The organism is Pedobacter sp. NO84 (genome assembly GCF_059703915.1).
In genome coordinates this window covers 3,122,106-3,136,770 of record NZ_AP046575.1, presented here as the reverse complement: position 1 = coordinate 3,136,770, position 14,665 = coordinate 3,122,106, and the positions used below count along the sequence as shown (strand labels likewise).

General features: G+C 39.8%; 11 protein-coding genes. 7 read left to right on the top strand and 4 right to left on the bottom strand.

Translation table 11 applies throughout. The features are described from left to right. Positions 1-32: 32 nt before the first annotated feature. The gene (gene cphA, locus AC6H0V_RS13760; RefSeq protein WP_497560766.1) at positions 33-2,651 is read right to left on the bottom strand and encodes a cyanophycin synthetase; all 2,619 of its coding nucleotides are present in this window, start codon (positions 2,649-2,651) and stop codon (positions 33-35) included. Between the two features lie 248 nt (positions 2,652-2,899). Between cphA and AC6H0V_RS13755 the strand changes: the two genes are divergently transcribed. The 4 genes from AC6H0V_RS13755 to AC6H0V_RS13740 all read left to right on the top strand — a co-directional run bounded on the left by AC6H0V_RS13755 (position 2,900) and on the right by AC6H0V_RS13740 (position 7,788). Continuing rightward, positions 2,900-3,772, top strand: a complete 873-nt coding sequence (locus tag AC6H0V_RS13755) for a cyanophycinase (RefSeq protein ID WP_497560765.1) — start codon at positions 2,900-2,902, stop codon at positions 3,770-3,772. Between the two features lie 61 nt (positions 3,773-3,833). Then, a complete protein-coding gene (locus AC6H0V_RS13750) occupies positions 3,834-4,676 on the top strand; it encodes an isoaspartyl peptidase/L-asparaginase (protein WP_497560764.1) in 843 nt (280 codons plus the stop codon). Positions 4,677-4,699: 23 nt separating this feature from the next. Beyond that, positions 4,700-5,377, top strand: a complete 678-nt coding sequence (locus AC6H0V_RS13745; RefSeq protein WP_497560763.1) for a hypothetical protein — start codon at positions 4,700-4,702, stop codon at positions 5,375-5,377. A gap of 194 nt (positions 5,378-5,571) precedes the next feature. Beyond that, positions 5,572-7,788 carry a carboxy terminal-processing peptidase gene (locus AC6H0V_RS13740; RefSeq protein ID WP_497560762.1) on the top strand — a complete coding sequence of 739 codons (2,217 nt, stop codon included), beginning with the start codon at positions 5,572-5,574 and terminating at the stop codon, positions 7,786-7,788. Positions 7,789-7,926: 138 nt separating this feature from the next. Here the strand turns inward: AC6H0V_RS13740 and AC6H0V_RS13735 are convergent, their stop codons facing one another. Continuing rightward, the gene (locus AC6H0V_RS13735) at positions 7,927-8,868 is read right to left on the bottom strand and encodes an SPFH domain-containing protein (RefSeq protein WP_497560761.1); all 942 of its coding nucleotides are present in this window, start codon (positions 8,866-8,868) and stop codon (positions 7,927-7,929) included. Positions 8,869-9,049: 181 nt separating this feature from the next. Here AC6H0V_RS13735 and AC6H0V_RS13730 point away from each other — a divergent pair, with 181 nt between their 5' ends. Next, the gene (locus tag AC6H0V_RS13730) at positions 9,050-9,235 is read left to right on the top strand and encodes a hypothetical protein (protein ID WP_497560760.1); all 186 of its coding nucleotides are present in this window, start codon (positions 9,050-9,052) and stop codon (positions 9,233-9,235) included. 72 nt (positions 9,236-9,307) lie between these two features. Here the strand turns inward: AC6H0V_RS13730 and AC6H0V_RS13725 are convergent, their stop codons facing one another. Next, positions 9,308-10,414, bottom strand: coding sequence for a CapA family protein (locus AC6H0V_RS13725; RefSeq protein WP_497560759.1), 1,107 nt, complete (start codon positions 10,412-10,414; stop codon positions 9,308-9,310). 78 nt (positions 10,415-10,492) lie between these two features. Next, a complete protein-coding gene (locus AC6H0V_RS13720; protein WP_497560758.1) occupies positions 10,493-11,047 on the bottom strand; it encodes a C40 family peptidase in 555 nt (184 codons plus the stop codon). Positions 11,048-11,592: 545 nt separating this feature from the next. On the opposite strand from AC6H0V_RS13720, the gene pdhA reads away from it, so the two are divergent. Together pdhA and AC6H0V_RS13710 are read left to right on the top strand one after the other, a co-directional pair. Next, positions 11,593-12,588 carry a pyruvate dehydrogenase (acetyl-transferring) E1 component subunit alpha gene (pdhA, locus tag AC6H0V_RS13715; protein WP_497560757.1) on the top strand — a complete coding sequence of 332 codons (996 nt, stop codon included), beginning with the start codon at positions 11,593-11,595 and terminating at the stop codon, positions 12,586-12,588. A gap of 27 nt (positions 12,589-12,615) precedes the next feature. Next, entirely contained in the window at positions 12,616-14,334 is a 1,719-nt protein-coding gene (locus AC6H0V_RS13710) for a pyruvate dehydrogenase complex dihydrolipoamide acetyltransferase (RefSeq protein ID WP_497560756.1), read from the top strand. Positions 14,335-14,665 lie beyond the last annotated feature (331 nt).

Below are 14,665 nucleotides of genomic sequence, written 5' to 3'. Positions count from 1 at the left end.
GGACCATGGTCTATAAAGCTATGTCTCTTCTTTTATTTCCTGTCTAGTTCTTTATCTAGGTAATGTGTTGCTTTTTCAATTGCATTATGGATTGAATCACTTAAAATGGTAATGAACGAGCCAGGTGTTGGGTTTTTCATCAGCTTTTTCATACAATCTTCGCCATCATTATTAATTTCTATAGGCATGTTTGGCTTAATCTCCTTCAAACCTTTGAGCAACAGATCAATCAACTCTTGTTGTGATCTACCTCTTAAATATTTCTCTTGACAAATGATCACCTTATCAAACATTTGTGCTGCGATACGCGCTGTTTCAATAATATCTTCGTCCCTTCTATCTCCAGTACCCGAAATCACACCTACATGCTCGGTGGCTTCTACTGTTTTTAAGTAGGCTTTGATGCCGTTAAAACCATCGGGATTATGGGCAAAATCTACTAGAACCTTAAAATCCTTAAATTTAAAGATATTCATTCTTCCAGGGGTATGTGCCGCAGAAGGAATAAAAGTTTCTAATGATGTACGGATATCTTCCGTTTTATAGCCCCATAAAAATGTGGTTAACGTTGCGGCCAGCACATTTTGGATCATAAATCCAACAGAACCATTAAAGGTTAGGGGTACGTGTGTAGCTTTCTCAACCCTTATTTTCCAGTCGCCCTTTTTAATGGTGATATACCCATTTTCATAGATCGCTGCGATGCCCCCTTTTTTGCAATGCTCTTTTATTACAGGATTTTTTTCGTCCATGCTAAAATAAGAGATGTTACAATCAGCACTTTCTGCTATTCGGAGGCAATATTCGTTGTCGGCATTAAGAACTGCCCATCCATTTCTTTTAACAGCTCCTATTATTACAGATTTAACACGGGTAAGGTCATCAAGGTTATGGATATCTGAAATTCCAAGGTGATCTTCCTGAATATTTGTTACTACTCCAATGTCACATTTATTAAAGCCTAATCCCGATCTTAAAATCCCTCCCCGAGCAGTTTCAAGCACTGCAACCTCAACAGTTGGATCTTTCAAAATAAACTCAGCGCTAAAAGGACCAGTAGTGTCCCCTTTCATTAAAAGTGTATTCTGAACATAAATCCCATCTGAAGTAGTAAAACCAACCCTGCTGCCATTATTTTTAACAATGTGGGCTATTAACCGGGTGGTGGTTGTTTTTCCGTTCGTTCCTGTTACTGCAATTATTGGGATGCGTGCAGATTTACCAGGGGGATAAAGCATATCGATTACGGGTGCGGCCACATTCCGTGGAAGGCCTTCGCTCGGCGCCAAGTGCATCCTAAATCCTGGGGCAGCGTTAACCTCTAAAACAACACCTCCATTTTCTGTTAACGGCTCTGTTAAATTCTGCGCCATAATGTCTATTCCGCAAATATCCAAGCCCACAATTCTTGAAATTCTTTCGCAATTGAAAACATTTTGTGGGTGAACCTGGTCGGTAACATCTATTGAGGTACCACCAGTACTTAAATTAGCGGTAGATTTGAGGTAAACAATTTCGCCCTTTGGTGCAACAGTTTCTAGTGTGTAGCCTTTTTTCTCTAGCAGATCTTCGGTATCACGATCCACAGTAATTTCGGTAAGTACATTTTCGTGCCCATAACCGCGGCGAGGATCTTCGTTCTCTTTATCTATCAATTGCTGAACAGTACTTTTTCCATCGCCTTTCACATGTGCAGGAACTCTTAGCGCGGCTGCTACCATTTTATGATCAATCACCAACACCCTAAAATCATGCCCAGTAATAAATCGTTCTACGATAATGCGCCTAGAATATTCTTTTGCATAATGAAAAGCGGCTACTGCTTCAGCCTCCGTTTTAACGTTGATGGTGGCCCCTTTCCCGTGGTTCCCGTCTAAGGGCTTAAATACCAGAGGAAAGCCTACGCTTTTTAGCGCACTATATACATCATCTATAGTTGATACGGTAACACCCTTTGCTACGGGGATGGCGGCATCGCCAAGTAAACGTTTGGTTTCGTCTTTATTTCCGGCAATGTCTACGGCAATACTGCTTGTCCTTTCTGTCATGGTTGCCCTAAAACGCACCTGGTTTTTTCCATAACCCAATTGCACCAATGAACTTTTGTTAAGCCTAATCCAGGGAATATCCCTTGCAATAGCTTCATCAACAATCGAACCTGTGCTTGGTCCGAGCCGCTCCGATTCCCTAAGCTCGCGCATACGCTGGATATCAGAATCCAGATCGTAATCCTTATCAGCAATTAATGCTTCTGCAATTCGTACCGAAGATTCGGCAGCAAAAACACCTGCTTTTTCCTCCAGGTAACTGAACACCACGTTATAAATGCCCCCTGTTTTGGTTTCACGGGTTCTTCCAAACCCGGTCTCCATTCCTGCCAAGGTCTGGATCTCTAAAGCAATATGTTCAATTACATGGCCCATCCACGTGCCTTCCTCTACCCGTAACAAAAAACCGCCCGGAGCACTTTTAGAACAACGGTGAGACTGGATGCTGGGGATTAATTTTTCAATTCTTTCTCTGAAACCAGGGATTAAATTGGTAGGACGCTGCTCTAAATCCTCTAAATCTAAACGCATTTGGATCAATTTCTTCCTGTTTATCGACCAGATATTTGGTCCTCGTAGCACCTGTATGCCTAATATCTTCATTTTTATCTTGATTTTTTTTAAAACGGATTTGGCTCAATAGGAGCAAGTTCTCATAGAAAACTTAAAGTATAAATTTTTTTCCAAATTAACCCCAATCAGCCGCTTAAAGTTTAATAATCTTACGATAAATAAATAAATCAAAAGCAGATGTGGAATGTTAATTAAAAGTATAATATTGATAAAAATAATGTAAATTATTAGGCTAATGCCCATAATTTTGGCATTTTAGCGAAAATCTATAGAGAAGAATGGCTCCAAAAGGGAAATTAATAATAATTGGTGGTGCGATAAATACGGGAAGTTTTGCCGAAACACAGTTCGGATTGCCACAAAACATGAACTTTTTCGAGCGTGGAATTTTGAAGAGAATTACAACAGAATCGATAAAGGGCAATGATTCGCGATTTGAAATTATGACTACCGCTTCGCTAATTCCGGAGAAAGTGGGAGAAGAATACATCAAAGCTTTTGCACAATTGGATGTACATGACGTAGGTGTGCTTAACATTGGAAGTAGGGAGGAAGCAAATAAGACCCAGTATGCCGAGCGGATCAAGCTGGCCGATGTAATTATTTTTACCGGTGGCGATCAACTGCGATTAACTTCAATTTTTGGAGGCACAGAAATCCATCGCATTTTGCTAGACAAATACCAAAATACCCACATTGTGATCGCTGGTACATCAGCAGGTGCTGCGGCAAGTTCAAAAAACATGATCTATCAAGGAAGTAGTAAAGATGCGCTGTTAAAGGGAGAGGTTAAAATTACTGGCGGACTAGGCTTTATAGATGATGTAATTGTTGATACTCACTTTGTTCAAAGAGGAAGAATAGGAAGGTTATTGTACGCAGCGGCCAGCAATCCAGGGATTTTAGGGATAGGTTTGGGAGAAGATACCGGGCTTTATATCCACGAAAACACAATGGAGGCGATAGGGTCTGGAATGGTAATTTTAGTTGATGGACGTTTGATGGCCGATACTAACCTCACAGATGTAGAAATGGGACAGCCGGTTTCTATCAAGAATATGGTGGTACACGTGATGTGCGATGGAGATAGCTACGACCTTAAGAGCCACCAACTGATTATTCAGCATCCCAAAGTGGTACCTACAGAATAGCGTCTTGCGATAAGCGATAAACGATACCTACGCTCAACGCCAGACGCCCAACACTCAAACTATGAAACTAATCATCCATGGGGGTTTTTTTAGCGAATCATCAACCAATCAAGAAACAAAAAAAGCGAAACAAGATGCGTTGGTTGAGATTGTTGAAAAAGCGGCCCAATTTTTAAAAGAACACAGCGCTGTAGAAACGGTCGTATATGCAGTTGGTTTATTGGAAGATAATGAGCTGTTTAATGCCGGCATTGGTTCTCAGATCCAAAGTGATGGAAAAGTGAGATTAAGCGCTTCCTTAATGGATGGAAAAACACAAAAATTTAGTGGCGTAATTAATATAGAAGATGTGGAACATCCTATTGAGATAGCAAAAATGCTGCTTAATTATGAAGATACGGTTTTAAGTGGAGAAGGTGCATTAGCCTTCGCCAGAAAAAATAATTTCGAGTACTTCAATCCGATTACTCCCCAAAGACAAACTGAATTCGAAGAAAAACGTAATCAAAAGGAAAGGAAAGGGACAGTTGGTTGCGTAGCATTGGATGCTGATGGGAACTTGGCTGCCGGCACATCAACTGGTGGAAAAGGATTTGAAATTCCTTGTCGCGTTAGTGATTCGGCCACAGTTGCAGGCAATTTTGCAACAAACTTTGCAGCGATCTCTTGTACGGGAGTGGGAGAGGACATTGTGAGCGGCGCCCTCGCAGCAAAAATTGCGACCCGTGTAAGCGATGGCTTTACGCTAAAAGCAGCCTGCGATAAATCGTTCGATGAGCTTAAGGCCTTTGATGGCTTCGCTGGTGTGATTGGAATTGCGGCAGATGGCGAGATCTATCATTGCGATTCCCATCCGTATATGGTTTGGGCATCATTTGATGCAGAAGTTGAGGTATTTAACTAAATTTTTTTACCTACCTTTATAGGATGAATAAAATTTATTTAACGCTTGTTAGCTTAATTTTTGTTTCTAATGGCAATGCTCAGAATATCAATTCTGGGCCTCAGGATATACAGGTTGGAACAGCTATCAATATTTCTGTTTCTACATATAATGAATCTGATGGAGATGAATTTTTTGCCGATGCAGAGAAAAATGAAAAGCGGGGCGATTTAAATGAGGCTCTAACCCTTTTTGGAAAAGCGGCCTTTGAATATAATAACGAAAAGAAATTCAGCAGATATGGGGCCGCTCTACTTAGAATGAGTAATGTGCACCTCTTATTACTGCATTATACCGAAGCAGAACAGGTGGTATTAAATGCTGCGCTCAAAACCTATTCGCGCATTGGAAGCATGTCTGGCCAAATGGCGTCATACAACCAATTGGGTAAAATCTATTATGCGGCAAACAAGTTAACGCAATCACTTTGGTTCTACACCCAACAAGGGATCGTAGCCCAACAATTAAAAAACAATACATCATATATTGATTCTGTATTAGGTATTGCAATGATCAAAATCAAGAAGAAAGAGTATAGTCTTGCTATTAAAGATGTAAATAGAGCCGAATTATTGGCTAAAAATGCAAGAATTACCCAATTTGCCCAACAAATAAAAAGCAGTAGGTCTGCAATCGCAGAAAAACAATCGCTCAAAAAATAAACCTCTACCGTTGGTAAAGAAAAAGGATGTAATTCAGAAGGCTAGTTCATTGGTATTATGAGACGCTAAAAACAGATTAATGCCCTCAATAACTTTATGCCATCATAAAAATTACAAAAAAGATACAGACTAAAACTGTATCTTTTTTGTTTATTTAAGAAATTGGTATCATATTGGATGATGATTTTGTAAGAATGGAACTTAAATTTGTAAAAGAGATGTTGAGAAGAGTATTGATGATAACATTTACAGCCGCAGCACTTGCCTGTAGCGCATCGCCAAAACCCCAAAAGTTGGTTGATGGAGTTCAGAATATTAAACCTGATGAGCAGCAGAGCCTAGCTTGTAGACAGGTAGTATCTCTGATCGAAAATTATAATTACAAGCACATTAAGCTTAATGATTCTATTTCATCTATTATATTAGACCGGTATATCAAGGCCTTAGATCCGTCTAAATATTATTTTTTAGCAAGCGATGTCAAAGAATTTGAAAAGTATAGAACGGCGTTGGATGATGATTTTAGAAATGGCGACCTAAGTGTTCCGTTCTACATCTTTAATGTGTATTTAAAAAGGTATAACGAACGTATCGATTATTCTTTATCGCAGATTAAAGCCAAATATGATTTTAACCAAGACGATACCTATGTTTATGATAGAGAGAAGATGGACTGGGTGAGCAGTAGCACGTCATTGGATGATCTTTGGAAAAAACGTGTTAAATATGAGTTGGTTAACCTAAAAATAGCCGGTACAGATCAAAATAAGAATTATGAGACCTTAACCAAGCGTTACGAAAGTTTAAAAAGTCAGGCTGCTAAATTTAATAATCAGGATGTATTCCAGACCTTGATGGATGCGTTAACCGAAGCAGTAGACCCGCACACCAATTATTTTAATCCACAAAACGCCGAAAAATTCAACCAAGAAATGTCTCGCTCTTTGGAAGGAATTGGTGCAACGTTACAATTGGAAAACGAAATTACTAAAATCGTTTCAATTGTTCCGGGAAGCCCCGCTTTTAAAAGCAAACAGTTAAATGCAGGAGATCGTATTGTTGGGGTTGCGCAGGGAGTAGATGGTGAGTTTGTTGATGTGGTAGGTTGGAGAATAGATAATACGGTATCAAAGGTCAAAGGTCCTAAAGGTACTACAGTACGACTTAAAATTATCCCGGTAGGACAGGAGCTTTCTTCTAAGCCGATAATTGTTACCCTGGTTAGGGACAAGATCATTCTAGCAGATCAATCTGCCAAAAAGTCTGTTAAAACTATTCAGTCGGGTGATAAAACTTATAAAATCGGAATTCTCGACGTCCCTGCATTTTATGCAGATTGGAAAGCCATGTACGCTGGCGATAAAAATTATAAAAGCACAACACGCGACGTAAAATTATTAATTGATACGTTAAAAAATATAGATAAAGTAGACGCTATTGTGATGGATCTTCGTGCAAATGGCGGTGGTTCGTTGCCTGAAGCAATAGATTTAACAGGATTGTTTATTGATAAGGGACCTGTCGTTCAAGTGAGGGACTATAACAATAGCATTAAAGTAAGTGAAGATAAAAATGCTGGCGCAGCATGGACTGGCCCTTTTGGGGTTATGATCGACAGATTAAGTGCGTCTGCCTCTGAAATCTTTGCTGGTGCCATCCAAGATTACGGACGTGGTGTGATTATGGGTACCCAGTCTTATGGCAAGGGAACCGTACAGCAAGTAATTGCCTTAAATGATATGGTAGATCCGGCAATCTTGCAGAAAATGATAGCTTCTATTAAAAATAAACCTGCAGGCACAACTAAGGTTACTATCCCTGATCAAAATAGTGGGCCAATTTTAGATAAAGATGGCGTTCCACAACTGGGTCAGCTAAGTTTAACCATGGCAAAATTCTATCGCATCAATGGGTCTAGTACACAACATAAAGGGGTTACACCAGATATCACTTTTCCATCACTTTATCCGTTAGATAAGATTGGTGAGGATACTGAGCCATCGGCATTGCCATTCGATATTATCAAAGCTTCGAATTATCAATCTGTTGCCAATTTGGCCATGATTAAAGGTGAATTATTAAAATTGCACAATCAACGCATGAGCACCTCTTTAGAAAATAAAGCCGTTGAAGAAGATATCATTGAAGCAAAAAAACGTGATAAAGAAACTTCGATTACATTAAACGAAGCTAAACTAAAAGCAGAGAGAGACGCGTTGGAAAGTAAAAACTTAGCTCGTTTAAATGCCCTAAGAGCTGCAAGAGGACTTGCTGCAGTTAAAAAAGGCGACAAAGCAACTAAAGAAGAGCCTTTTGATTATGTGGAGGAAGAAAGCCTAAAAGTTATGGCCGATCTGATGAAGATGACTGAGAACACAAAAATTTCAAATGTGCCTGCCTATAATAAGTAAGCATTAGTAGACTTTTCGGTTACCCTCATTTAGGGGTATACTAATAAAGCCATTCCAATTTTGGAATGGCTTTTTGCATTGGAAAAATGCTTATGATGTTGACCTAATAAATCTGTGAGGTTTTTAAAACCTCACAGGTTATTTTTTCTTAGCTGTATTTTCTTTGTCTCTTGCCAATTGCATCGACATCATTTCTTTCATGGTTTTGTTCATTCCATCGGTGCTGCCATCTAAGAAAATTACATTACCATCGCTGTTTTCTGCGAAATGCTTAATGGATTCGGTCCACATGGTGAATAAGATTACCGAAATATCCAAATTGGCCTGCTCCATTTCCTGGGCGGCCTTGGTCATTCCATGCGCCACCTCTGCTCTAAAGAGGGCTATACCTTGTCCGCGTAATTGGGCGGCTTCTCTTTCAGCTGCCGCAGCTATTTTAATGGCATTTCCATCAGCTTCTGCGCCTTTAGTTTTTGTGATCAAAAGTGCCTGGCCTTCGTTTTCGGCTGCTGCCTTTAAATTATTGGAAGCCACAACCCTGCTCATCGAGCGCATGATCTCATCATCGAATGTGATATCATTTAACTGGAGATCCTGAAGGTGATAGCCCCAGCTTTCTAAAACCTGATCAATCTGATGTTTTACATGCTCTACAATTTCATTTCTTTGGGCCAATACATTGGCCTGTTTTTGGGTGGCCACATAGGCACGGATAGATCCTTCGATTGTTCTGATCAGCGCCTGCATTAAATTGGTCGAATCCACAAATTTAAAGGCCACATTTTTAATCGTCTCTTCATCATGGTTAAGTACAGAATAAAGCAACATCGCCTTAAAATATACATTGGCCTGATCATGCGTAACGGCTTGGAAAGATAGTTCTACAGAACGGTTTTGAATAGAAATCCGGGAATGAATCTGTTCTATTAGTGGAATTTTGAGGCTCAACCCTGGGCGTAACTGCCTGCGGTATTTGCCGAAAATGGTAATTACTGCTATTGTTCCCTGTTTTACAGTTACAAAAGAACTGAACAAAACAATTAATCCGAAAAATAACAGCACATATGGGGCGTACATCATGATGGTTGGTTTAGAAAGTAATATTATGAAAAAAAGTACGGATTGCAAAGTCTAAGCATTTGATGCGCTGGACAGTAGTACAATTTTGGGTCGTACGATGAAGAGCGATGTAACATTAGCGCTATTGGTTGTAAAACAAAAACCTTTGATCCGATGTTATACCATGATTAAACTTAAAACTATGAATGTAAAACGGACTTTTGGAACCATCCTAACTATTTTAGGAATTATTGGATTAATTTATGCCGGTTGGGGCTTTGTACAACACAGTTCTGATGCCAGAGCACTAATCATTTTTGGGATCATTGGCGTTATTTTCTTCTTTGCAGGAATTGGGCTGGTTCGCAACACGAAAGACGAAGCCTAGCCTAAGCGTTGTTCATTAGTTCACTTGTTCATTGGTTACCTTGGTGAACAAATGGACTAATGGGAACCATATTCAGTTACTGCTGCTGGTGATTCGAACACCCTTAAACCTTAAATTGCTTTCGGGAAAATCAATTTGAGTTAAACTTTGTATTTTTTTAAAGGCGGTATTTTCTTTGTCGATCGTTAAACGATTGATTTTATCCTGTTTTACTGAAACTATATCGGCATACAAAAAATCGCCTTTGGTATTAATCTTAAGCTGCAAGAGTGGGGCAAATCCATTTGGACCTTTTAGATTGAACATACCATAAGTACAGAAATTGCCTAGGCTATAAGCTATAAATTTATTTTTATACACTTCTACCGCTCGGGTTACATGCGGTCCGTGGCCCAAGACCACGGCGGCGCCCGCGTCTATTACTCCATGTGCAAATGCATACACATTACCTCTATTTTCTTTAACGAATATTTCCGTTTTTCTGGTTACATGCTCATAAATTGGACCTTCGGCCCCTCCGTGAAATGAAACGATAACAATATCTGCTTGTTTTTTTAGCATGGAAACTAGCATTTTTGCACTATCAATATTTTTAATGGATACGGTATTTTCATTGGGCGCAAAAGCACAAAAGGCATATTTAACACTATCAATCTGAAAGATTTCGAAAGGCTTGTTAAGTTGGCCAGCATAATGGATCTGAAGAGAATCCAATAGTTTTGCCGTATTTTTTCGCCCTTTGGCATCAAAATCGCCAACATGGTTATTGGCAACGCTTAATAGGTTAAAACCTGCTTTTTTATAAATTTGGGCATAGCGATCTGGCATTCTAAAGGCGTAGCAATTGTTTGGATCAACGCCCTTACACTTGGTAGAATTTCCAGAGTTAAGGAAACAACCTTCGAGGTTGCCAAACACAATATCGCCTTTTAAAAGGCTATCAACCGCAACAAAGCTATTGAGGGCATCGTCTGGAGGCAGATTTAACTTGCTTGGAAATGCCGATCCTAACATCATATCGCCAACGGCTACAATATCTATAGTATCTGGATCCTCCACGACCATCTCCAATGGGATAGGCTTAATTCGTATTGCTTTGGCTTCAGTTTGCCCCTGACAGCTCATCAAAAGGTAAGCCGCAGCGATTGTAAAAACGGAAAGAATTACCAATTTCTTCATGTTCATTCCATAAAAAATCCCCCTAATGGTAGGAGGATTAATTTCTTTGTCACTTGGCAACTAAAAACTGCCGAAGAACTATTCTTCTACAAAATCTTTTTTGGCTGATTCTAATATTCTTCCGCCCTTAAAAAAGATCCTCGAATAATAAGGTTCGTTTAGGTTACTTATTTTAACACCTCGAGATGATGAGGCATGTGCAAATCGATTATCGCCTAGGTAAACTCCAACATGGGAAATCCTACGGCCATTGCTTCTAAAGAAAACTAAGTCTCCTTCTTTAAGTTCATCTTTAGAAAGAGGCATGGTCATTCCGAAAATATCGCCAGAGTTTCTTAAGATCGTGGTGTTGAAAACTTTATCGTAAATTGTTTTGGCGAAGGCCGAACAATCAATGCCTTTCTTGGTATTTCCACCGAAGCTGTAAGGCGTGCCGATCCATTCGTAAATAAACTTGTAAAGTTTAATGTTAGAAGTTGCATTTACCGCAACACCCATTACCTGCGAGAAATATTGCGAGGCTAAATTATCTGGGTCTTCTAATTTATTTTCTTCTTTTGTCTTGTTTTGTGCTAGTACAGCAGTTAAGCTGAAGAGAACGATGAGTATTGAAAACAAAAACTTTTTAATCATGTTATACTGTTAAGTTTGGGTAAATGACACTTACACTTAAACGTACACCACTACGGGCTTATTGTTGGTTCCCAAAAATACGTCATTCGTATCTGTTTTCCAAATTGTTTCAACTAATTAATAAAAGTTATTAACATTTCGAGGTTTTTTAAGCTATAAATTGCGGTAAATTTACTCGTGTCATCCCTTTGGCAAAGTACGCAGATACAAAGAAGTTATAGCCTTTTCAATTAAATGTTTTCCACTCTCTGCCTTCTTTGGGGTGTTACCGTTCTTTATAGGTAAAGTGTGAGCGGGGCAGAATAAAATTTTGCGAATTCCTAGGGCGGATTGAATCATATTTCAACAATAAGGGAAGTTAAAAAACCGAAACATTCTTGCCTTTCTTAGCTATTTATTCCATGCTGTTTAACCCAGTCCGAAAATCAAAATTTTAGAGTAATTTTTAAGAGAGGAATGACTATTTTAGTCTATAAAGTACATTAAAATACAAGAAAAAAAATTAGATTTGCTCTCATAAAATTAAAAATCAATACGCCAACATAATGAGTGCAGTAGAAATTAATAAGGATACCTATTTGAAATGGTTCGAATCGATGTTGCTGATGCGGAAGTTCGAAGAAAAAACAGGGCAATTATACGGACAACAGAAAATTCGTGGATTTTGTCACCTCTACATCGGACAGGAAGCTGTAGTTGCTGGGGCGATTTCTGCCATGCAAAAAGGTGATTCGATGATTACTACCTATCGTGATCATGCACATGCACTAGCTTTAGGTGTGAGTGCAAATAGTATCATGGCCGAAATGTATGGTAAAATTACGGGTTGTTCTAAAGGAAAAGGCGGTTCGATGCACATTTTTAGCAAAGAACATAATTTTTATGGCGGACACGGTATTGTTGGCGGTCAGATCCCTTTGGGCGCTGGTATCGCATTTGCAGAAAAATACAAAGGAACAGACAATGTAAATATCTGTTACATGGGTGATGGTGCGGTTAGACAGGGTGCCCTAAATGAAACCTTTAACATGGCTATGCTATGGAAACTACCGGTGATTTTTGTTTGCGAAAATAACGGTTACGCCATGGGAACCTCGGTAGAACGTACTACAAACATGTCTGATATCTATAAGATTGGTTTGGGTTTTGATATGCCCTGCGCACCGGTTGATGGAATGGATCCGATTGCGGTTCATACTGCCATGGATGAAGCAATACAACGTGCCCGTAAAGGCGAGGGGCCAACTTTCTTAGAAATGAGAACCTATCGTTATCGTGGACATTCAATGTCTGATCCAGCAAAGTATAGAACTAAAGATGAGTTGGAAACCTATAAGGCGAAAGACCCCATCGAACAGGTAAGAGAGGTTATTCTGAAAGAAAAATATGCTGATGACAAATGGATTACCGACATCGAAGAGAAGGTGAAAGCGATTGTCGAAGAATCTGTAAAATTTGCCGAAGAATCTGCCTGGCCCGACGCGTCAGAACTCTATAAAGATGTATATATGCAAGCAGATTACCCTTATCAAGATAAATAGTACAAACGCATTTCAATAGATATATAAATGGCTGATATAGTAAAAATGCCCAAGATGAGCGATACCATGACCGAAGGGGTAATGGCAAAGTGGCATAAAAAAGTAGGCGATAAAGTTAAGAGCGGCGATGTTTTGGCCGAAGTTGAAACAGATAAAGCCACGATGGATCTAGAATCCTACTGGGATGGGACGCTGTTGTTTATAGGTGTGGATGAGGGGAAAGCGGTACCGGTTGATGCGGTGATTGCAGTGATCGGTAAAGAAGGCGAAGACTATCAAGCTGCGCTGGATGCTGAAAAAGGAGCTGAAAGCGAAAAGCCTAAAGCCGAAAGTGAAGAACCAAAAGCAGAAGAAGCTGAGAGTAAAGAGACAAAAGTTGAAAGCGACGCGCCTGCACAAGGTGGGGGCATGAGTGAAGAAGAATTGAGCAAAAAGGGAATTACGGTAATTCGTATGCCTTTGCTAAGCGATACCATGACCGAAGGCGTAATTGCTGAGTGGCATAAGAAAGTGGGGGATACCGTAAAAGACGACGATGTTTTAGCTGATGTAGAAACAGATAAGGCCACCATGGAAGTGATGGGCTATGCAACGGGAACACTTTTGCATATCGGAGTAAATAAAGGTGAAGCCGCTAAAGTAAATGGTATTATTGCTATTGTTGGTCCAGAAGGAACGGATGTAAGTGGGATATTAGCACAAGGAGGAGCTCCTGCATCTAAAGCTGAAAGCGGAAAGCCGAAAGAAGAAGCTAAAAGCGAAGAACAAAAACCAGAAGCCTCTGCCGAAGCTTCACCGAAAGCAGAAGAACCTGCAAAAGTAGTTTCGAATGCCAATGGGGGAAGGATCATTGCATCGCCTTTGGCAAAGAAAATAGCGAAAGAAAAAGGAATTGATTTGGCCCAAGTTGCCGGCAGTGCCGATGGTGGAAGGATCATTAAGAAAGATATAGAAAATTATAAGGCTGCGCCTGCTAGCCAAGCTGAAAGCGGAACGCCTAAATCGGAAAGCAGGGCTCCTGCAGAAAAAACCGCTGCACCGGTAATTCCAACCTATGTTGGGGAAGAGAAGTTTACTGAGGCTCCAGTTTCGCAGATGCGGAAAATAATAGCTAAACGTTTAGCAGAAAGCTTGTTTACGGCCCCACATTTTTACTTAACCATTAGTATCGATATGGATGGGGCTATGGCTGCGCGTACGCAGATTAATGCAGTGGCGCCAGTAAAGGTTTCATTTAACGATTTAGTAATTAAAGCAGTCGCGGTAGCATTAAAAAAACATCCAGCAGTAAACTCGTCATGGGGCGGCGATAAAATCCGTTTCAACGAGCATACTAACATTGGTGTGGCTATGGCGGTTGAAGATGGATTACTAGTGCCTGTGGTTCGCTTTGCCGACGGTAAATCGTTATCCCATATTTCGGCAGAAGTAAAAGATTTTGGACAGAAAGCAAAAGCAAAAAAACTTCAACCTGCAGATTGGGAAGGAAGTACCTTTACCGTTTCTAACCTAGGGATGTTTGGTATTGATGAATTTACTTCGATTATCAATTCTCCTGACGGTGCAATCTTATCAGTTGGTGCGATACAACAGGTGCCAGTAGTAAAAAATGGTGCAGTAGTGCCTGGAAATGTAATGAAACTAACCTTAGGTTGCGATCATCGTGTTGTTGATGGTGCAACAGGAGCGCAATTCTTACAAACCTTAAAAGGATTATTGGAAGAGCCAATTAGGTTGTTAGCGTAGGGCGTTAAGCCTTTGGCGTTAAACGTTAACTTTATATAAAGGCTTCGATTATTCGGAGCCTTTTTTGTTTTGGAGCTCTATTTAACGAATTGAGCAAATCAACTTATTATGTTTTATAAGATTGATAAAGGTTCGCATTTTCTAAAACCTTTCCTATATTTACCCAACAAAAAGAAGAACTATTGATTAGATAAAAAGCATTTAAAATAAGCGTTTAGCGAAAAAGCCTGTATTCTGAAAGCTCGAAGATTCAAATACCTACAGGAAGTTTAAGCTAACGTTCACGCCAAAAGCGTGGGCGTTACTTTGCTTTGTAGGTACGGGAGTCGAG

Bases quoted from the DNA above. Each gene is read 5' to 3' on its own strand.
- pdhA (WP_497560757.1), top strand. From the start codon at position 11,593: ATGAGTGCAGTAGAAATTAATAAGGATACCTATTTGAAATGGTTCGAA.
- AC6H0V_RS13740 (WP_497560762.1), top strand. From the start codon at position 5,572: ATGGAACTTAAATTTGTAAAAGAGATGTTGAGAAGAGTATTGATGATA.
- AC6H0V_RS13720 (WP_497560758.1), bottom strand. From the start codon at position 11,047: ATGATTAAAAAGTTTTTGTTTTCAATACTCATCGTTCTCTTCAGCTTA.
- AC6H0V_RS13745 (WP_497560763.1), top strand. From the start codon at position 4,700: ATGAATAAAATTTATTTAACGCTTGTTAGCTTAATTTTTGTTTCTAAT.
- cphA (WP_497560766.1), bottom strand. From the start codon at position 2,651: ATGAAGATATTAGGCATACAGGTGCTACGAGGACCAAATATCTGGTCG.
- AC6H0V_RS13755 (WP_497560765.1), top strand. From the start codon at position 2,900: ATGGCTCCAAAAGGGAAATTAATAATAATTGGTGGTGCGATAAATACG.
- AC6H0V_RS13725 (WP_497560759.1), bottom strand. From the start codon at position 10,414: ATGAAGAAATTGGTAATTCTTTCCGTTTTTACAATCGCTGCGGCTTAC.
- AC6H0V_RS13750 (WP_497560764.1), top strand. From the start codon at position 3,834: ATGAAACTAATCATCCATGGGGGTTTTTTTAGCGAATCATCAACCAAT.
- AC6H0V_RS13735 (WP_497560761.1), bottom strand. From the start codon at position 8,868: ATGATGTACGCCCCATATGTGCTGTTATTTTTCGGATTAATTGTTTTG.
- AC6H0V_RS13730 (WP_497560760.1), top strand. From the start codon at position 9,050: ATGAATGTAAAACGGACTTTTGGAACCATCCTAACTATTTTAGGAATT.
- AC6H0V_RS13710 (WP_497560756.1), top strand. From the start codon at position 12,616: ATGGCTGATATAGTAAAAATGCCCAAGATGAGCGATACCATGACCGAA.